The organism is Micromonospora sicca (assembly GCF_003172935.1).
GTDB lineage: Bacteria > Actinomycetota > Actinomycetes > Mycobacteriales > Micromonosporaceae > Micromonospora > Micromonospora sicca.
On sequence record NZ_QGKS01000225.1, the window covers coordinates 1 to 17,190 of the forward strand.

Genomic DNA, 17,190 nt, shown 5'->3' on the forward strand with positions numbered 1-17,190 from the left:
CCACAACCAGTACCGCGTCAAGAAACCCGACGAACCAGGCGGCGTCCGCCACGACAGACCCGCCACGATCCGGCTCTACAAGCTCAGCCACCAAACTCCATGATCAACTTAGGCTACGCGGCATTGGTCCATGGCCGATCGTCGTACCGGTCCTACACGTCCTACCCGTCCCCGTCCGACTACGCTTCGCCAACCCCGTCCCGCAGCGGCGGCGGAAGCGGGTCCTCCGGTGGCGGCGGTGGCAGTCGATCGGCGCGACCTCGGTGGTCGCCAGCTAGCTCGCCCGTTGCCTACACCTCTGACGAGGTCGCGGCGCTGGACCGCTACCGCAGCAAGGTCGAGGCGGTAGGACCTCGGACCGAGTCGTACGACCTGTTCCTCTGTCACGCCTGGGACGACCGGCGTGAGACCGCGACTGAACTGCACAACCTCCTCGAAGCCGAGGACGTGTCGGTCTGGTTCAGCGAGAAGGACATCATCCTCGGCCAGCCGTTCATGCGGGAGATCGACAAGGGCCTGGCCAAGACGCGCATCGGTCTCGCCCTCATCACGCCCGCATTCCTCAGGCGTGTCGAGCGCGGCGGGGTGTCCGAGAAGGAACTCTCGGAACTGTTGTCGCGTGACCTGCTGATCCCTGTCGCGCATGGGGTCACCTACGACGAGATTCGGTCGGTCAGCCCGCTCCTCGGCTCCCGCAACGGGCTGAGCACAGAGGAGGACTCCATGGAGGACATCGCCAAGAAGATCGCCGAACTGATCGCCGTGTAACGTCCCGGCGCTACTGGACGGGTAGTGACTATGATCCACCATGGCGTACCAGGTCGTCGGCCCGCCAGCCGTTATCCGGATCTGCCGCCGAGCGGGCGCCAGTGCGGACGAGGCTCTGTCACCGTTCGAAGACGTGCGGGCTGGCGCAGGGTCATGTCCCGGGCCGCTGTTGTGCCGAGACCGGTGCCCCTGCGGGCTAATCGGCGCGCCCGATGGTGAGGTTGCTGTTGGCCGGCTTCGTGCGCAATGCAGCCCGAAGCTGTGGATGCTGCTCCAAGTCGGATCGCATCTCGGCCACTGCCGCGTGCCGGCGGGGACCGACTGGAGCAAAGTTGAAGCCAGTGTCCTGCTTCGGCAGGGCGGCGATGCCCGTCAGAGCAGGCCGTCGTCGAAGCGCATCTCGAGGCTGACCTGCCAGTACTCGGGATCCGGGCAGGAGCCGAGTCGGTCATCAATGCCGACGCCAGTTCCCGGTAGTGGATGGGATAGAGCCAGATCCATCCGGTCCACGGCGGGTCTATGCCCAGCGCGCCGACGCAGCCCGTTTTGCCGTAGCGGGCGGAGGGGTTGGGCGCGGCCTTCATGGTGATCAGGAGGCGGAGTGTCGTGGGCCGGGTCAGGACCGGGCTTGGGTATCGGCTGCGCGTTGGGGACCGTCCCCCAGAGGGGTAGCTGTTCCAGCGGAACCACCTACATTGCTGTGTGAAGCCTTCCTTGCGCATTCAGTGACATGGATAGTCTTGCGTCGGAAGAATCCGGGTACCAGTTACGTGGCCGTTCGGCTCGCGGTCGATGGGGCATGTCGCGCCAAGCTTGTGAGGAAGTCGAAATGGGCGCAGTGCTCCAGTACTGCGTTGTCGACCGCGCTGAGCTGGCCGTATTCATCGAGAAAGCTCGCGCGTAGGTCTGGGCGGTGGGGCCAGACCCGAGTGGCGAGTCGCACGAGGTCGCGGGCGGGCAGGTCGTAGCGGCTGTGCTCGAAGTCGATTAGCCTGACCGCTCCGTCGTCGCCGTAGATCATGTTGCGGGGCATGAAATCGAGGTGGCACGGAAAGGCAGGCAGCGGCGCCAGATCTCGAAGGGCTCCCATATGGGCGCGTACCTCAGCCCGGCGGGCGGCGGCGATGCGGTCCCCGGCCTGGTGGATCCAATACTCGGCCCGTTCTGCAAGCCAGGAGGCCCAGTCCGGTTGGAGGCGGGGTGGCCCGGCGGCGTGCAGTGTCTTGATTAGTTGTCCTGCCTTCCGGTACGCCTCCTGCTCGGCCGTGGGTTCGAGTTGCCGCTCGGTGAGCGGGACTCCCGCTACGGCGGTGATGACGATGGCTGGTGGGCCGTCGGTTGTCGCGAGCAGTCGGGGGCCTTGTCTCCGAGGGCGGGAACCCAGGTCCGGTAGGCCTGGACTTCCTGGTTGTGGCGTTCCGGGCTGCGATGGATCTTGATAATTACGTCTCCATGAGCGGACGTCGAGGCACGGAGCACGCGAATGCCAGCATGCCCGGGGTGCGAGGCCACGGGTTTGGCGTCGGCGTCGAGGAGCCGTTGGCAGAGCGCGAGGTGAACGTCGAGGTCAGTCATGTCGGGGGCGAAGGTGTCGGGTGTCGTTGTGGCTGACGAGTTGCCAGATGGTGCGGCCGAAGCGGTTGGTGGGCCGCTGCCATCGGGCGATGGAGGCGTGGTCGGTGACGAAGCCGAGTCGCAGGCAGGCGTTCCGGGGGAGGCCGAGGAGCAGGGTGTGGGCCGCCTCGATGGTTTCGCCGTGAGCGGCGATGAGGATTCGTTCACCATCGTGGCGGGCGAGGATCCTTCCGAGTGCTGTTGAGGCCCGGTCGAGGTATTCGTACCACGTGTCGGAGCCGGAAGCGTACTGGCGGTCTGGGCTGTGCTGAGGCGGCCCCTGGAAGGAAGTTTTGATGTCGACCCAGGGTCGGCCGTCGGCGTCGCCGTGGTCAGGGCCGCGGAGGTCCGGGTCGATGGTGGCGGCCAGGTGCAGGGCCCGAGTGATGATCTCGGCGGTCTGGGTGACGCGGAGTCGGGGTGTGGCGTAGAGGGCGGCATAGGGCTGTTGGGCATGTTCGGCGGCCAGGCTGGCGGCGAGTTGCTCCGCCTGCTTCCGGCCGAGGTCGGTGAGCCCGGTGCAGCCCTGTTCACCACCCACGATTCCGGCGACGTTGCAGGCGGCTTCGCCGTGGCGGGCGATGACGAGTTCGGTTGTTGGGGCCATTCGGGGGTTCCTTCTCAGGTCAGCTCGGCGAGGAATGGGTCTGGCCAGGGTCGGACGGTGGGCCAGGGGTGGCGGTAGCCGTTGCGGCCGAGATATCGCAGAGTCAGCAGGTGGTGCAGCTCGGCGTACCGTTTCAGGTCGGCCAGGCTGCAGATCTGGGGCGCGACAGCGAGGCGGTAGGCGCGGAGACAGCGAGTGGTCGACCGGTCGGCGAGGCGGCCGTAGGTCATGGATGCGGTGACCAGGAGGCCGGCTAGGTCGTAGCCGAAGGGAGCGAGCGTCAGGTCGTCGAAGTCGACGACGGCGACCTCATTGCCGTTCGCAAGGTAGTTCCGAATGTTCGGGTCCTTGTAGAACGTCACGAACTCCCCGGCTCTGTCGAGTACGGCGTCGATGACCGATCCGTGGATGCCCCCCGCGGCTGCGGCGTGGTGTAGCGCCGCCTGACGCGGGCTGGCGAAGTCGGGGATCACGAGTCCGGTCGAGGTGATGTGGGGTTGATCGAGACGGGCGGTCCGAAGTTCAGATCGGTGCGCGGCAGCGTGGAGCCGGCCGAGTGCTGCGGCGGTCCGCGGAAGGTCGCCCACTTTTGGTGTGTGCCCCGGGAGTCGTTCGAAGATCAGATGTCGGTTACCCCGGGCGAGGAGTGCGGGCAGGCGTACGCCGGAGCCTAAGCCGGCTAGCCAGGCGTGATGGGCGGTAGCGGCGGCGCAGCGTTCCGGGTCGTCGTACCGCTTGACGAAGGGGCCGCCACTCATGGCCGCACCGCCACGGCGTATCTAACCGTGGACCGGGTCGTGTAGGGCGGTGGGGCCAGCCGCTGCTGGAGGGCCGCTGCGAGGGCGGGGATCCCGCCGGTCAGGGTGATCCGGTATTTGGGTGTGGTCGTGAGATGGCGGGCGAGGTGCGTGGCGTCCGCGAAGTGGAAGACGTGTTCCTCGTGCTGGACGTCGATGACTCTCAGCTTGGTGGCGGCGATGGTGTGCAGGTTGCCGCTGTGGAAGCTCTCGTAGAGGCTCGGTCGGCTGGTGGCGTGCGGGTCGAGGCCGGCGGCGTGGACCAGATGGTCGAGGTCGGCGTAGCTGTCCAGCGACTTGGTGACCAGGACGGCTGTGCCGCCGGGGCGTAGGCAGCGGGCGATCTCGGTGATGGCCCCGTCTGGCGTCGGCGAGTGGTACAGACAGAAGGCGGCAACCGCAGCGTCGGCCATGCTGTCGGGCAGTGGCAGGTGGTGAAAGTCAGCGCAGACCACCGAGCCCAACGCACCAGCGTCCCCGAGGCGGTCGCGGGTGGTGTGGAGAAGCGCGGCCGAGGCGTCCACGGCAACGAGCCGCCGGGGCCGGAGCCGGTCAGCCAGGCGCAGGGTTGTGGTACCGCGCCCGCAACCGACGTCGAGCACAGCGGCCCCGGTCGGGACCCGGGCGGCGAGCAGGTCGGCGATCGTGTCGGCGACGTCGCTTCCGCTGATCTTGGCGCGATGCAGCGCGTGGGTACGGTCGGCGAGCCGGCCGTTGCCCCGGTAGAGGTCGCCGTGGACCAGCGTGGGGTCAAGGAACGGGTTGGCCGACATTCGTCGCCTCCCGTTCCGCTGCGGTCAGGTCACGGGCTGGTGCTCGTCGCGGACGCGTTTGATTAGTTGGGTGGCCTGGTGGCGGCTGGTGAGGGTGATCAAGCGGACGTGTGGCCCGTGCTCGCGGAGCAAGTTCCGGACTCGCGGGCGCATGGTGCGCCGGTAGCCAAGGATGTAGCGAACGAAGTTCCAGGTGATGCGGTCGTAGACGCCGTCCTGCTGGTGTTGCCCGCCGCGGTATCGCCAGCGACGTTGGGCGATGCCCCACAGGCAGGTCATAGCTGGCAGGTCGAGGAAGATCACGGTGTCGGCGGCGGCGAGCCGGATCGGCAGAGTGCCGGCATAGTTGCCTTCGATGATCCATCGTTCGCCAGCGACGAGCTTCTCCTGCTGGGCGGCGAACTCGTCCTGCGGTAGCGGCTTCCAGTGCTCGTCGTAGTAGGTCGCGTCGAGGTGAGTCAGGGGCGCGTCGAGGATCCGGGCCAGCTGGCGCGCGACGGTGGACTTGCCGCTGCCGCCGCAGCCGATGATGGCGATCCTGTCCATGGTTCTCCAGGGTAGAGGTGTGGTGCGCTCGTCCGGTGGCGACACGGTGGGTCATAGCAGCACCGACTCCGGGTGATGTAGCAGGTCGGTGAGCACCCCGAGCTGGGTCGAGAGTCGAAACGGGTCGAGGTGCCGTAGGCACCCCGCGATCAGGCTGGCGTGGTCGTCGGTGCCGGCGATCTCGCTGAGCCAGCCGGTGCGGTGCCTCACGTCCGTGGCGTGGCGGACGATCAGCGACGGGGGAACGAGGGCGTCGGCGCTGCGGACCTCACCGGGCAGCAGGGGCATGCAGCCAGCGAGAACGGCTTCGAAGATCCGTTGGGTCATCTGCCCTGCTTTGGCGTACCGGCCGGGCAGCAGCAGAACGGTGGCCAGCGCGTCGGCGTAGATCGCGGACACCCTGGGAAACGAAACGCGGCCGATGAAGTTCAGATTCGGCCAGCGTCTGGTGTCGGCCCACTTGCCCGCGATCAGGTGGGGCAGTTGGGCGGCGGCCGGCGCGAAGTACGTGTCGAACATGTGGTCGCGGTCGTACTGGTTACCGACGTAAACCAGTGGGGTGCGGCGGGGCAGGGCCGCCAGCCCAGCCGGGTCAGCGGCGTCGATAGCCGTGTCGGCAACCGGGAAGTGGAGTGGTACCGCGCCCGGGGTCGGGTGCAGAGCGGGTTCACACACGGTGACCTTGCGGGTACGGCGAAGGGGGTCCGTGGTGGGCAGCCGGCGGTCCTTGTCCCACAGGATCGTTGGAACGCCGACCTGGTGGGTGTAGTGGTCAAGCAGCTCGACCTGCCGATGCAGGTCACAGGTGTGGCCGGGTCGCCCGCAGACGGTGGTGTTACGACCGGGAATTGGCCAGCGCCATTCGAGGAACAGCGCGTCGATATCGGGCAGGCCGACATCCCAGCGGTAGTGGCCGGTGAGATCGTCGCCGGCCTCGCACAGGTCCCGGTTCGGTTGAAGGAAGACGATGTCGTGGCCGGCCGCACAGAGCCCGTCGACCAAGGTCCGGCGGTGACTGCGGCCTCCGTCCGGGGTGTCGATGATGCCGGGACCGAGAAATCCCCAGAAGCTGTAGCCAATTCTCACTTGGTTACCCACCAGCCTTCGATGAGCAGCGCGTCCAGGCCGGACTCGGTGAGGCAGCCCAAGGCCATCTCTGGTGTGCCGCAGATCGGCTTGCCCTTGATGTTCAGCGAGGTGTTGATCAGCACGGGGTGGCCGGTGATCTCGCCGAAGCGGGTGAGGACGTCGGTGAGGAAGGGGTTCTGCTCGCGGGTGACGGTCTGGACCCGGGCGGTGCCGTTGACGTGCACGATCGCGGGCAGCCGGTCGCGGGTCAGATCGGTCACCGGGGCCGCGAGCGACATGTACGGCGAGGGTTGGCGCAGCCGGACGTAGTTGGCGGCCTTGTCGGCGAGGAGCACGGGGGCGAAGGGCCGGAACGGTTCGCGGAACTTGACGGTGGCGTTGAGGCGCTCGACCACGCCGGCCTCCAGGGGAGAGGCGAGGATCGACCGGTGCCCCAGGGCCCGTGGCCCGGCCTCCAGCGCGCCGGTGAACAGGCCCACGATCGCCCCGTCGGCTAACTGCCGGGCCAGATGGTGGACGGGTTCGGCGGGACGGCTCGCGTGCAGTCCCACTCGCGGTGCGGCCGGTAGCGCCAGGTCGGGATAGGCGGGGCCGAGGTAGCAGTGATGGCGGATGCCGGTGGGTGGGCGGCCGGTCACGTCGAGCCAGACATGGGCGGCGGCGCCGATCGCGGTGCCCGCGTCGCCGGGGGCGGGCGGTACGTGTATCTCGTCGACGATGCCGGCCTGGGCGATGAGGCCGGCGGCTACGCAGTTCATCGCGACCCCACCGCCCAGGCAGAGCAGCCCGGAGCCAGTGAGCCGGCGGGCTCGCGCGGCGAGATGCAGCATCACTTGCTGTGTGCGTTCCTGCAGTGCAGCGGCCAGGTCGGCATGCACGGGCTCTACCGGTGCCGTCGGTAGGCGGGGCGGGCAGGTCGCGGCGGTGAACGTGGGTGTGACCCGGCCGTACCGGCTGGCGAGCACCCGCAGGGGGATCAGCGCCGGGTCGAGGGTGAAGCCGTCGGCGGTGAGCCGGATCGCCCGAGACATCACCTCCCGGAACCGGGCGGGGTCGCCAAGGGCAGCCAGCGCCATCACCGTGCCTTCCTCGTCGCCGCGCCGCCAGCCGAGGTGTTCGGTAACGGCTCCGTAGGCGTAGCCGAGGGAGGCCGGGTCGTCGATCGCGTGCGCCAGGTCGAGGCTGAGCCGCGAGTTTCGCTGACGGGCGTGCCAGGTGGTGGTGGTCTGCAACTCGCCGAGGCTGTCGACGATCAGGACCGCTGCGTCATCCACACCGGCGGCGGCGAAGGCGTACAGGGCATGCGCGCGGTGGTGCGGCACCGGCTGGAGTTGTGCGCGTGGGAAACGCTCGGACAGGTCTCGCATCCGGGCCTGGTAGCGGCGGTGGACCGTGGTGAAGCTGCGGGCCCGTGGCACGGCTCGTGCGCGGCTGGCAGCCTGCCGCAGATGGGTCGGCAGTTGGCCCAGCGCGCGTAGGTAGCGGCGTCCGTCGAAGTTGTACGCGACCGTGGTCACGTCCGACGGCGACAGGCCGGCTTCGGCGAGCAGCCAGGCGACACCGTATGCCGGGTACGCCTTGCTGTGCTTGACCCCGTCGAGCCGTTCCTCTTCGACGAAGCCGATCAGGTGGCCGTCGACCAGTAGCGCCGCCGCCGAGTCATGCGTATACGCGCACAGCCCAAGCACCACATCCGCGGTCATGCCAGCTCCGGCGCTGCGAGGGCCGGCCGGGTGAGGTGCTGGTACCAGGCGACGAGAGCAGCGCCGAGCGGCCCTGGGGTGTCGTGGGCGACCTTGCGGGCCAGGTCCCGCTCGCCGAGCTTCCATGTCCGGTAGCTGGTCAGCACTTGCCCGAACGTGTCCCACAGGGTGCCGTCGGACAGGTCGCCGTCGCCGGAGATGACCTGCGCGAGAACAGCGTCCAGCCTGGGCCAGTCGACGCCGATCGGATCCATCTGGGTGACGGCTGGTTCGTGGTGGAGACACTCGGCGGCGGCCGGAGCGTGATCGGCGTAGAGGTGCAGCGAGTCGACGTGGTGGTGGTACTCGCCGACCTCGACACCGAGCCAGCCGGCCATCAGCTCCTGCAGGAGCGTGGTCGCGAAGATGTCGTATGGGAAGCCGAGCCAGAGGTCCTGGCTGCGCATGCTGGTGTGCATCTCGAGCCGGTCCTGCCGGATCAGGAACCGGTACCCGAGAGTGCACGGCACGTCCCGGTAGCCGTGGTGGTCGCGTGCCGGGTCGTAGATCTGGACGACGGCTTGTCGGGAGTCTCGGTCGGCGGTCAGCTTCCGAACGACCGCGTCAAGCTGGTCGAGGCTGCCGCCCCACTGGCGGATCCGCGGCCCGTACGCGCCCTGCAGGATTCCGTCGTCCGCGTAGCGGCGCAGGTTGTCGTTGAAGTCGAAGATCCACGGGTCATCCGAGCCGGATAGGATCCACAGCGCCTCGGCGACGGCGAACGCCGGGTTGATGATGCGCGCCGGTGGCACGGAGACCAGGCGCCGGCGAGGGTTGGTCAGGCACAGGTGTGCGCCGACGACCTCGGTGGTCATCATGTCGCGTGGGCAGGCGATACGGCCGTTGAGGAGCACCGCCTGGCTGGTGGCGGCGAAGAGTTCGCTCGCAGAGTTTGCGGTCAAGACGATCATGACAAGGGTTCCTTCGGTCAGGAGGTGAACGCGGCGAGTCGGTCGCGGGAGAGGTTGACCAACCAGGCGGACTGCCGGGCCATGCCCTCGTGCAGGCCGACGGTGGGCCAGTAGCCGAGCAGCCTGCCGGCAAGGGTCAGGTCCGCGGCCGTCGAGGGAACGTCACCCGGCTGGGCGTCGGCTACCTGGACCGGAATGTGCCGTCCGGTGACCGTGGACGCCTCCTGGATCGCGCCCCGCATGGAAACGCTCGCTCCGCCGCCGACGTTCACCACGGCGCGTGGGGTATCTACGTGAGCGGCGGCGATCGTCGCGGCGACGACGTCGGTGATGTAGGTGAACTCCCGCCGTTGGCTGCCGTCGCCGGAGAGGGTGACCGGCAAACCGGTATAGGCCGCGAATAGCAGCCGGCCGATGGCCATGTCGGGTCGCTGCCGTGGCCCGTACACGGTGAAGTAGCGCAGGGCTGTCACGCTGAGCCGGTTGTCGGGGCGGCACGCGTAGGCCACACAGAGCTGCTCGGCGGCGAGCTTGCTCACTCCGTACGGGGAGACCGGGCTGGTCCGGTCGTCCTCGCGGCTGGGCCGCTCCGCCGGACCGTAGACGCTGGACGAGGAGGCGTAGACCAGCCTCCGTACACCCGATCGGACGCACGCGTCGAGCAGCCGTTGGGTGCCGAGCACGTTGGACTGTGCGTAGTCGTGAAATTCCACACCCCAGGAGGGCCGGACGCCTGGCCGGGCAGCCAGGTGGAACACGATGTCGCAGCCGTCCACAGCGTCATCGAGCCGGTCGGTGGCCAAGTCCCGGCAGAGCGGTGTGAACAGCGTGTTGCCGGCTGCGGCTGCCAGGTTCTCACCTGCGAGGGCGTCCTGACCGAGCCGGCGGCGGTCGAGGCCGACCACTTGCATGCCTCGGGCCAGAAGCGCGTCGACCACATGTGAGCCGATGAAGCCGGCCGCGCCGGTCACCAGCACCCGCGCCGTCATCGGCGACCGCCGGTGTGAGCCGGCTGCGGCGGCATGCGCTGCCACACGAAGGTCAGCAGAGGCGGGTCGACCCCGAAGACCGTGGCCCGGCCGGTCGCCGCCACGCGGGGCTGAGCCGCCGAACCGGGCGCCCCCGTGGTACCTGCGGAGGCGTGCCGCGAGACGTACACGGTCATGACGTCACCGTCTGACGAGTTGCGGTTGATTCCCGCTGCTCTTCCTGGTCGTGGCGGACCTGCGACACCCTCGCGGATGCGCCAGGCGGATCCGCCGCAATCTCCCTGAACCGTTCACCATTCGGCTGCATCACCAAAGCCCCCAAGGTCATCTGCTGGATAGGCGCGGCGGCGGCGAGCGGGGTCGCGCGAGCTCGCTCCAGCCGACACCGGTCGCCGCCGCCGTCGCCCGGGGCCCAACGGCCTGGCCGCTGCGGCACCGACCGTCACATCCCTCGATGAACAGGCTGGCTGCGGCGCCAGCCCAGATGAAGTGGTGCGCCGTCAGCCGGTGTCAGCCGACGCCGCTGGTTCCGGGAGTACGACGACTGCCGGCCCGGCGATAGGGTGCGGACATGACTACCGACGCTCGGCGGGCCGGCGAGTGGACCATCCACGGCGAGCGGGTCGTCGACGACACCCGGCGAGCGGTGCTCAGCATCGCTGACGTCGAGTTGCCGGATGGTGTCCGTTTCGAGCAGTACGTGCTGCGGGTGCCGTCGGCGGCGATGGTGATCGTTCTCGACGATGCCGACCGGGTGCTGATGATGTGGCGGCATCGGTTCATCATCGACCGCTGGGTGTGGGAGCTGCCCGGCGGCTATCTCGACCACGACGAGGATCCGGCCGTGTGCGCCGCTCGGGAGGTCGAGGAGGAGACCGGGTGGCAGCCGAGAACGATGGAGCCGCTGCTGGGGTTCCAGCCGATGGTCGGCACCATCGACCAGCAGAATCTGATCTACCTGTCCCGGGGAGCGGATCTGACGGGCGCGGCGCCTGACGTCAACGAGGCGGAGCGGATCGGCTGGATCCCGCTGGGCGAGGTGGAGCAGCGGATCAACGCTGGGGAGATCGTGGGCGCCGGGTCGGTCGCCGGCCTGCTCGCGGTCCTGTTGGCAAGAGCGACCGGGCGGATCTAGACAGCCTGGATTGCCGGCTGCACCCGGTCGGAGAACTCCTGAACGGCGGCCAGGCCGGCGTGCGGGGCGAGCCGGTCCGCGAGTGTGGCAAGGTAGCCACGCGCCCGCTCCGAGCGAAGCCCTAGGGCTGCCTCGGCGGCCTGGCATCCCACCACGCTGGCCTGCTCCGGGTCACCAGCCTGCGCGTGGGCAAGCGCCAGCAGCGCCAAGTTGAACTGCCGCCCTCGGGCATAGGCGCGGCCGTCCATCTCCAACGACCGCACCGCGAAACGGGCCGCCGTCTCGCCACGGCCGAGAGCAGCGAAGCAGTGGCCGAACTTCGCCGACAGGTATGCCTCGTCGAAGTACCCGATCCACTGTGGCGCGCTGGCACGTTCCGCGCGATCGAAGGTGCGTTCGGCGCGGTCCAAAGCCGCCGCGCACGCGGCTTCGTCGCCGCCGACGGCATGGCCCTGCGCCTCTAGGACGGCCGATTCAGCCTGGATGGCGGCGATGCCGGACTCGGCCGCCGTCCGTCCGGCTGCGCGCGCCAGGTCGACCGCTTCCGCGGACGCGCCGAGGTAGGCCGCCTGGTGACTCATCGCGGCGAGGATCTCCGCGCCGAGGGGTCGATCGCCTGCCGCGGCTGCCATCCGCAACGCCTGGACCATGTACCGCTGCGCCAGGCCGTGCAGGCCGACGTCGTACGACGCCCACCCCGCGAGCTGGGTGGCCTCCGCCGCCGCCGAGAACAGCATGGCACCGGTGCCGGCGTCGAAGCGGCCCCGCAGCAGAGCCGCCACCTCGGTGTCGAGGAACCGGACCAGCCCATCCCGGACGTGGCCTCCGCCGTACCGGTTGTCCAGCGTCCGATAGACGCTGGTGATCTGTCGGACGGTGTCGATGTCCGGTTGACCGACGAGGCGATCGCCGTCGCCGACTGGCCGCTCATCGAGTCGCACGGTCAGCCAGCGGAAAGCCGGCGCGACGAACGCCGCCGCGCTGAACCCGGCCCCCACCAGGAGATCTCGCCGTTGCATGTCTCTCCGCCAGAGCTCCGCCGCGACCTCTACACCGTGTCGCCAGTCCGGTGCGAACTCTAGCCCGCCCAGCTCGTCGAGAACCGGCGCTGCGACGCTTGCGGTCAGTCCGCCGCTGTCGGCTGACGCCTTCGTCAGCAGGGCGCACAGCTGTCCGCCGGCGCCGAGGGCGGCGTCGAGCAGCGCGGCGACGGAGGCGCTCGGGCGCTTGGCGCCTGCCTCAAGGTCCCACAGGTAACCGTGGGAGCAGTGCACCTGCTGTCCGAGACGGCGCAGCGACAGCCCTCGCTGTTCGCGTAGCTCCCTCAGACGCGGCCCGAAGGTCGGGTTGACGGCGACGTTCTGTCGCGGCATGGCGCGCTCCTCGGAGCGAGATCATGGTGGCCGTAGCCGCAGTGTCCGGAAACGACGGTCTGGCTCGACGGTACCGCTTGTTCTGCGACCACGGGACCACGAAACGTGTCGGCCGCCGGCCGAACGCCAGGATCTGCCGCCGCATCTCACTTTGTGAGACGGGGTGGCCATGCCGGTCAAGATTTTTCCACCGATCCGTGCGAGGAAATTCATGCTGACTGAGACCGATGCGGGTTGACCGGTGCTGACGCGTCCTACTGGGTCCGGAAGGGTCATGATCGGTTGCTGGTGAAGCTGGTTGACAGGGTGCTGCTGGCGGAGGCGTACTGGATGCACGCGACCGCTTGGCGGTCTGCCTACCGGGTTCGATCGGCCGATCTGGTGGCGCTCCTTCGGAGCGTCGCCTGTCGTTCGGGGCCCGGGAGTCGGCAGGCCGTCAAGGGTCCTGAGCGACAGGGGGACCGCCATGAAGGATCTTCTCCCGGCCGAATAAGCCGGTGCGCTGCCCCAGCCTCGCCGTTCGTGGCTGACGGGATCTGCGCTTCCCCTGTCCACGAGTCGCGCTGGGCCCAGGCCCGGGTCTGATCGCGTCGGCTCGCCCTCTCTCGCTGGACGAACGTCTTCTGTACGCCGCCGGTCAGGGTCACTGACTGCTGGCGCGGCATCGTGGCGTATTCGTCTGGTCGTTCCGGGTTCGGGACGGCTCGTTGCTTGACAACTCCACAGTGAAGTCCCACCTGCACTGCTTGGCTCCCGGTTTGGGGGCATTCCGCGACCGCTGCCCATCGTGCCTGCTGGGGCGCGAGTCCTGTGGTTTCACCCGACGCCGCGCCTGGCCGGCGTCGGCGACATCTTCAACGAAGGAGTTCCGTTGTTGTATCCCGTGCTTTCGACCGCCGCCGTGGCCGGTGACGGTGACAGTTCCCGGCTTGACCCCCGTTCGGGGGTCGGGCTTGCCGTCCGGGTTGGCGTCGGTCTTCAGCCGGACCCCCGGACGGACCCCTGGTTCGTTCTCACACCGCAGGTCAGCCGGTCTGCCAGCGGCGGCTGGTTGTCCCGCGACAGACCCGTCCTGGTCTCGGGTCTCTCCCCCCTGGGCAGGACGCGTGCGTATCGGAGAGGAGGTGACCGTGGATGGATGATCCGGTTCTGCGGGTCCAGTCGCAGTTGACCGGCCGGGACCGGGTGCTGCTGGGCTGGCTCTACGACCACGGGGTGCTGACCTCGTTCCAGATCGCCCACGCCCTGTTCCCGTCGGTGGACTTCTGCCAGCGCCGGCTGCGCACCCTGTACCAGCTTCGGCTGGTGGCGCGGTTCCGCCCGCAGCGCGCCGACGGCGGGTCGTTCCCGTACCACTACGTCATTGACCAGCTCGGCGCAGAGGTCGTTGCGGCGGGCCGGGACGAGCGGCCACCGCGCCGCGATCACGCCCGGGTCGAGCGGCGGCGGTGGACGTCCAACCGCACCCTGGCACACCGCCTCGGGGTGAACGGCTTCTTCACCGAACTGGCCGGCCACGCCCGCACCCACCCCGGCGCTGACCTGGTCGAGTGGTTGCCGGAGTCGGCGTGCCTGCGCGCCGGCGCGTTCACCGGGCCGCAGGATCCGGGCCTGGTGCGCGCGTACCAGCCGCGGGTCCGCCCGGACGGCTACGGCCTCTGGGCCGAGAACGCCGTCACGGTGCCGATCTTCCTCGAGTACGACACCGGCGGCGAGCAGCTTTCCGTCCTTGCCGGCAAGCTGGTCGGCTACCGGGAGCTGTTCGCCACGATCGGGCGGGCGTGGCCGGTGCTGTTCTGGCTGCACTCCGCCGCCCGAGAACGCAATCTGCGCCGACTACTCGTCGACGCGCCGCTCCAGGTGCCCGTCGCCACCGGCGCCCGCGATCACGCCGTCACGGCGGGGCTGTCTCCCGCTGAGGCGGTCTGGGTGGTGGCCGGCGGAGGAGGGCAGCGGCGGCAGCTGACCGACCTGGCCGTGTACGTCGCTGGTGGCTTGGGTTTTTCAGGGGAGGCGCCGTGATGGGTGCCGGCGGTCAAGGGGTCACGCACTGTACCTCGCATGGGCGCAGGACAGCATCATTCAGCCACTCCCGCCGGTCTGTCAGCCGCGCTGCGGCAGACGCTGACAGACCGGTGAGAGTGCCGGATCGTTGCGATAAGGGCGGGCTGGAGGTACGGTCCCGCGTCCGCTGCGACCGGTCCGCGACCAGCGCCTGGTCCCTTCTCTTCCCCGTCCCGGACCACGTTTCCGGGACCGGCCGCCAACTTGTCGAACTCTTCCTGGTTGGCAGGGGAGCCTTCGCCACCGTCCGGTCCGGGGAGAGGGTGGTCCGCCACGACCCCACCAGTATTTGACCCGGACATCGGTCTGCGGACCAGTCGGGTCGAGGGAAGCGTCCAGATCATCATCATGCTCGCCATCGGTGGGGCGGCCGGCGCGGCCAGCTTCACGCACGTCCACAACGTCGCCGCGGTCCACGGTCAACCGGGTTGGCTGGCCTGGGCCGACGCGATCGTCCTCGAGTTGATGTCCATCGCGTCCGGGCTGGAGTTGCGGCGCCGTAAACGCGCGCACACCTCGGCGGTGTTCCCCGCGAGTGTGCTGGCTTTCGCGGTCACGCTGTCCCTCGCCGCGCAGGTCGTCGAGGCCGAACCGTCGCCGGTGGGCTGGATTGCCGCGGCCGTTCCCGCGCTCGGCTTCCTCGTCATGGTCAAGATCGCCCTCGGCTACACCAGCGCCGCGTCCGGGACCGCCGCCTCCCGGCCCGCGGAACATTTGCCAGACCGGACCGCGTGGACGACGGATGACAACCCGTCCTTTGCCACCGTGGAGGAACCGTCCGTGGTCCGGACCGTCCGCCCATCAGGTACCGGCCATCAACCGGGCGGACCGGACCGTCGTCGTCGCAGGGCAGGCCGTGGAGGGTCCGCCCCGCACTCCCTTGACGTGGCCGAGTTGCTGCCGGCAGCGCGGCATGTCCGGGATCGACTCGTATCTGACGGGCGGGCGCTCAGCCGGGCTGCACTCGCCGAGGCCCTCCGTCGGTCGGGTCACACCGTGTCCAACGCCCGGGTGTCCGAACTTTTGAAGATCCTCAAGGCCGAGGCGTCCTCGGTGCCCGGAGCGCAGGGCGACCCGCCATGATCGGCTCCGACTTTGGCATTACCAGTGCTGGGGAGTCGGCAGCGAACTGCGGACGCCAGCCCGTGAGACGGTGCGAGAGCGGCACTGCCAGCGACGTCTCCCGGACCACGCCCACCGACGCCGCGGGGCCCGGACATCCGCAGAATGGTCGGGAGAATCTTGATCATCGGCAGCTACGTGATCCCAACCGAGCGTTCCTCCGACGCCAGGACAGGCCTGAGAGGCGGTGTCGACGGCGTGCACTTGTCAGGTGTGAACGGCTCGTTGGCCGGCGGGTGGCCGATCGTCGGACGGAGGCGCCTGGTCGGACGGGTTTGCCCAACCGTGGCTTGTGGTCGTACTGCCTTCCGCCCGCTGTCCGTCAGACGATCGGAAGTTGAGGTGGCGGTGTGGCAACGAACCACGCCGTGGCTCCGCATCCGTGTGGATACGTCACCTCGCAGACCTGGACGTGGGCCCTGTCAAGCTGCCGGCACCGCGCCGACGGTCCATCGCGTTTCGGCAGCCAGTTCACCGGCTGTCGCCTGGCGTCAGCGGTGGACTGCCTTTTATGGACCGGGACGATGGCCCGCACCGCGCCGGCGACGGCGGGCCGTGGAATCTCCGGCTCCCGGCAGCTGGTCGATGACTTGATCTGTTCGGAAAGTCGAGCGTCACTCGTGCCGGCCGCCATCCCGGCGGACCCGACAGCGGTATTCCCCACCGCTGGCCGGGATGGCGGCCACCCGAGCCGACATTTTCTGCGAGAGGCAAGAGCTGATGACGCAGCCGCACCGCCGCCCTGTACCCCGTGAGGTCTCCGACGTCCTGCTGTGGCTGCTTGCTACTGACGTCGCCGCAGCTCGCTTCTCCGACCCGCACGGGCCGGGCCGCTGCGCTAACCTGCGCTGCACGGGCCGGCCATACCCGTGCCAATCGGCACGCGACGCCCACCGCTCCTTTCAGGCCGCCATCCGACCCTGGCAGCTCGCCGGAGGCCGTACGCGGGTCACAGCCGCGCGGTTCGCCGGTTGGTTCCGGCCCACCCCAGCGGTGGCACCCGCACAGCGGTCGCTGCCGTCACCGCGCGCTGCCTGACAGTCGGCACCGCCACATCCCACACGTTGCTGCCCTGCCCAAATCCGCTGCCGAGGACGGGCAGGTGTGGCACCACCATGTCCACGTCCGCGGGCAGTTGCGGGGGCCTTCCAACGCCGACGGCCAGCCGTAGCGCACCTGAACACAGCTACTCAAAGGCCCGATTGGGACGCCTGCAGCTCGGTGAAACCGCTACCTCATCCGTGACGCCGCATCTCCGACCGCGCCCACCCGTCATCCGGCGCACATGGGGCGGTGGCGGTGCGGCCGCCTGAGCCCTTCACGAAGACCGGAGATTCACCCGCCATGAGTATCGAAGCTGTCTCCTGGGCGCTCAACGAAGCGCCCGACGTTCCACCGCGATGTCTCGCCGTCCTGATCGGCCTGGCCAACCACGCCGACGCCGGTGGCCGTGCGGCGTTCCCCTCCCAGGAACGTCTCGCCCACTACGCCCGCAAGACCGTGCGATCCGTTCGCCGCGACCTGGACGAGCTGGAACGCCTCGGCCTCATCCGCCGCGGCGACCAACGTCATACCGCGTTTCTCCCCGCGGACCGTCGGCCCGTCGTCTGGAACCTCGCCATGCACCTGTCCCTTATACACATCTGACGCTGCCGACGAA

General features: G+C 69.1%; 17 protein-coding genes and 1 pseudogene. 5 read left to right on the top strand and 13 right to left on the bottom strand.

Annotation, left to right across the window (positions count from 1 at the left end):
• The first annotated feature begins 99 nt into the window (after positions 1-99).
• Positions 100-768 carry a toll/interleukin-1 receptor domain-containing protein gene (locus DKT69_RS15480; RefSeq protein WP_109802261.1) on the top strand — a complete coding sequence of 223 codons (669 nt, stop codon included), beginning with the start codon at positions 100-102 and terminating at the stop codon, positions 766-768.
• Positions 769-1,140: 372 nt separating this feature from the next.
• Here DKT69_RS15480 and DKT69_RS38340 read toward each other — a convergent pair whose 3' ends face one another.
• From DKT69_RS38340 to amcA, 12 genes and pseudogenes are all read right to left on the bottom strand, one after another.
• Complete coding sequence (locus DKT69_RS38340; RefSeq protein ID WP_161557851.1) at positions 1,141-1,278, bottom strand: hypothetical protein; 138 nt, start codon at positions 1,276-1,278, stop codon at positions 1,141-1,143.
• A gap of 8 nt (positions 1,279-1,286) precedes the next feature.
• Positions 1,287-1,490: pseudogene (locus tag DKT69_RS41630) on the bottom strand (hypothetical protein); the annotation flags it as partial.
• A gap of 44 nt (positions 1,491-1,534) precedes the next feature.
• Positions 1,535-2,314 carry a phosphotransferase gene (locus DKT69_RS15490; RefSeq protein WP_309233985.1) on the bottom strand — a complete coding sequence of 260 codons (780 nt, stop codon included), beginning with the start codon at positions 2,312-2,314 and terminating at the stop codon, positions 1,535-1,537.
• Between the two features lie 21 nt (positions 2,315-2,335).
• A complete protein-coding gene (locus tag DKT69_RS15495) occupies positions 2,336-2,989 on the bottom strand; it encodes a histidine phosphatase family protein (RefSeq protein WP_109802262.1) in 654 nt (217 codons plus the stop codon).
• Positions 2,990-3,003: 14 nt separating this feature from the next.
• Complete coding sequence (locus tag DKT69_RS15500) at positions 3,004-3,747, bottom strand: phosphotransferase (RefSeq protein ID WP_109802263.1); 744 nt, start codon at positions 3,745-3,747, stop codon at positions 3,004-3,006.
• Entirely contained in the window at positions 3,744-4,559 is an 816-nt protein-coding gene (locus DKT69_RS15505; RefSeq protein WP_109802264.1) for a class I SAM-dependent methyltransferase, read from the bottom strand. The genes DKT69_RS15500 and DKT69_RS15505 overlap by 4 nt, the downstream gene beginning before the upstream one ends.
• Before the next feature lie 24 nt (positions 4,560-4,583).
• Positions 4,584-5,105, bottom strand: coding sequence for a P-loop NTPase family protein (locus DKT69_RS15510; RefSeq protein ID WP_109802265.1), 522 nt, complete (start codon positions 5,103-5,105; stop codon positions 4,584-4,586).
• Between the two features lie 51 nt (positions 5,106-5,156).
• Positions 5,157-6,191 carry a CgeB family protein gene (locus tag DKT69_RS15515; protein WP_109802266.1) on the bottom strand — a complete coding sequence of 345 codons (1,035 nt, stop codon included), beginning with the start codon at positions 6,189-6,191 and terminating at the stop codon, positions 5,157-5,159.
• The gene (locus tag DKT69_RS15520) at positions 6,188-7,897 is read right to left on the bottom strand and encodes a carbamoyltransferase family protein (RefSeq protein ID WP_109802267.1); all 1,710 of its coding nucleotides are present in this window, start codon (positions 7,895-7,897) and stop codon (positions 6,188-6,190) included. The genes DKT69_RS15515 and DKT69_RS15520 overlap by 4 nt, the downstream gene beginning before the upstream one ends.
• Entirely contained in the window at positions 7,894-8,847 is a 954-nt protein-coding gene (locus DKT69_RS15525; protein WP_109802268.1) for a thymidylate synthase, read from the bottom strand. The genes DKT69_RS15520 and DKT69_RS15525 overlap by 4 nt, the downstream gene beginning before the upstream one ends.
• A gap of 17 nt (positions 8,848-8,864) precedes the next feature.
• Complete coding sequence (locus tag DKT69_RS15530; RefSeq protein WP_109802269.1) at positions 8,865-9,836, bottom strand: NAD-dependent epimerase/dehydratase family protein; 972 nt, start codon at positions 9,834-9,836, stop codon at positions 8,865-8,867.
• On the bottom strand, positions 9,833-10,012 hold the full coding sequence (amcA, locus tag DKT69_RS40850; protein WP_109802270.1) for a multiple cyclophane-containing RiPP AmcA: 180 nt from the start codon (positions 10,010-10,012) through the stop codon (positions 9,833-9,835). The genes DKT69_RS15530 and amcA overlap by 4 nt, the downstream gene beginning before the upstream one ends.
• Before the next feature lie 395 nt (positions 10,013-10,407).
• Between amcA and DKT69_RS15540 the strand changes: the two genes are divergently transcribed.
• Positions 10,408-10,971 (top strand): NUDIX hydrolase, encoded by a 564-nt coding sequence (locus DKT69_RS15540; protein WP_109802271.1) that lies wholly within the window; start codon positions 10,408-10,410, stop codon positions 10,969-10,971.
• On the opposite strand, the gene DKT69_RS15545 is transcribed toward DKT69_RS15540, so the two are convergent.
• The gene (locus DKT69_RS15545) at positions 10,968-12,344 is read right to left on the bottom strand and encodes a helix-turn-helix domain-containing protein (protein ID WP_109802272.1); all 1,377 of its coding nucleotides are present in this window, start codon (positions 12,342-12,344) and stop codon (positions 10,968-10,970) included. The genes DKT69_RS15540 and DKT69_RS15545 overlap by 4 nt on opposite strands.
• A 1,134-nt stretch (positions 12,345-13,478) precedes the next feature.
• Between DKT69_RS15545 and DKT69_RS15550 the strand changes: the two genes are divergently transcribed.
• The 3 genes from DKT69_RS15550 to DKT69_RS41635 all read left to right on the top strand — a co-directional run bounded on the left by DKT69_RS15550 (position 13,479) and on the right by DKT69_RS41635 (position 17,177).
• Positions 13,479-14,366 (top strand): replication-relaxation family protein, encoded by an 888-nt coding sequence (locus DKT69_RS15550; protein ID WP_109802273.1) that lies wholly within the window; start codon positions 13,479-13,481, stop codon positions 14,364-14,366.
• Positions 14,367-14,756: 390 nt separating this feature from the next.
• A complete protein-coding gene (locus DKT69_RS15560) occupies positions 14,757-15,491 on the top strand; it encodes a DUF2637 domain-containing protein (protein WP_109802275.1) in 735 nt (244 codons plus the stop codon).
• 1,383 nt (positions 15,492-16,874) lie between these two features.
• Complete coding sequence (locus DKT69_RS41635; protein WP_109802277.1) at positions 16,875-17,177, top strand: helix-turn-helix domain-containing protein; 303 nt, start codon at positions 16,875-16,877, stop codon at positions 17,175-17,177.
• Positions 17,178-17,190 lie beyond the last annotated feature (13 nt).

Bases quoted from the DNA above. Each gene is read 5' to 3' on its own strand.
- DKT69_RS15480 (WP_109802261.1), top strand. From the start codon at position 100: ATGATCAACTTAGGCTACGCGGCATTGGTCCATGGCCGATCGTCGTAC.
- DKT69_RS15495 (WP_109802262.1), bottom strand. From the start codon at position 2,989: ATGGCCCCAACAACCGAACTCGTCATCGCCCGCCACGGCGAAGCCGCC.
- DKT69_RS15500 (WP_109802263.1), bottom strand. From the start codon at position 3,747: ATGAGTGGCGGCCCCTTCGTCAAGCGGTACGACGACCCGGAACGCTGC.
- DKT69_RS15505 (WP_109802264.1), bottom strand. From the start codon at position 4,559: ATGTCGGCCAACCCGTTCCTTGACCCCACGCTGGTCCACGGCGACCTC.
- DKT69_RS15510 (WP_109802265.1), bottom strand. From the start codon at position 5,105: ATGGACAGGATCGCCATCATCGGCTGCGGCGGCAGCGGCAAGTCCACC.
- DKT69_RS15520 (WP_109802267.1), bottom strand. From the start codon at position 7,897: ATGACCGCGGATGTGGTGCTTGGGCTGTGCGCGTATACGCATGACTCG.
- DKT69_RS15525 (WP_109802268.1), bottom strand. From the start codon at position 8,847: ATGATCGTCTTGACCGCAAACTCTGCGAGCGAACTCTTCGCCGCCACC.
- DKT69_RS15530 (WP_109802269.1), bottom strand. From the start codon at position 9,836: ATGACGGCGCGGGTGCTGGTGACCGGCGCGGCCGGCTTCATCGGCTCA.
- amcA (WP_109802270.1), bottom strand. From the start codon at position 10,012: ATGACCGTGTACGTCTCGCGGCACGCCTCCGCAGGTACCACGGGGGCG.
- DKT69_RS15540 (WP_109802271.1), top strand. From the start codon at position 10,408: ATGACTACCGACGCTCGGCGGGCCGGCGAGTGGACCATCCACGGCGAG.
- DKT69_RS15545 (WP_109802272.1), bottom strand. From the start codon at position 12,344: ATGCCGCGACAGAACGTCGCCGTCAACCCGACCTTCGGGCCGCGTCTG.
- DKT69_RS15550 (WP_109802273.1), top strand. From the start codon at position 13,479: ATGGATGATCCGGTTCTGCGGGTCCAGTCGCAGTTGACCGGCCGGGAC.
- DKT69_RS15560 (WP_109802275.1), top strand. From the start codon at position 14,757: ATGCTCGCCATCGGTGGGGCGGCCGGCGCGGCCAGCTTCACGCACGTC.
- DKT69_RS41635 (WP_109802277.1), top strand. From the start codon at position 16,875: ATGAGTATCGAAGCTGTCTCCTGGGCGCTCAACGAAGCGCCCGACGTT.